The organism is Stenotrophomonas sp. S39, from assembly GCF_016624665.1.
In the GTDB taxonomy this organism is placed as follows: Bacteria; Pseudomonadota; Gammaproteobacteria; order Xanthomonadales; family Xanthomonadaceae; genus Stenotrophomonas.
In genome coordinates, this window is sequence record NZ_JACVTT010000204.1 from 1 (window position 1) to 653 (window position 653).

The 653-nt window shown below is 64.9% G+C and carries 1 protein-coding gene; it reads left to right on the forward strand.

All coding sequences use genetic code 11. The features are described 5' to 3' along the window. On the forward strand, positions 1-653 hold a 653-nt coding region (locus IAE41_RS22320; protein WP_234458978.1), incomplete at both ends, for a GTP-binding protein.

Sequence of the window (653 nt, forward strand, 5' to 3'; positions counted from 1 at the left end):
GGCGCGATCCTGGTGTGCTCGGCCGCTGACGGCCCGATGCCGCAGACCCGCGAGCACATCCTGCTGTCGCGTCAGGTCGGCGTGCCGTACATCGTCGTGTTCCTGAACAAGGCCGACATGGTTGACGATGCCGAGCTGCTGGAACTGGTCGAAATGGAAGTCCGCGAGCTGCTGAGCAAGTACGACTTCCCGGGCGACGACACCCCGATCATCTCGGGTTCGGCCCGCCTGGCGCTGGAAGGCGACCAGAGCGACATCGGCGTGCCGGCCGTGATCAAGCTGGTCGATGCTCTCGACAGCTGGATCCCGACCCCGGAGCGTGACGTCGACAAGCCGTTCCTGATGCCGGTGGAAGACGTGTTCTCGATCTCGGGCCGCGGCACCGTGGTGACCGGTCGTATCGAGCGCGGCGTGATCAAGGTCGGCGAAGAAATCGAAATCGTCGGCATCCGTCCGGTTCAGAAGACCACCGTGACCGGCGTCGAAATGTTCCGCAAGCTGCTGGACCAGGGCCAGGCAGGCGACAACGCCGGTCTGCTGCTGCGCGGCACCAAGCGTGACGACGTCGAGCGTGGCCAGGTCCTGGCCAAGCCGGGTTCGATCAAGCCGCACACCAAGTTCGACGCCGAAGTCTACGTGCTGTCGAAGGACGA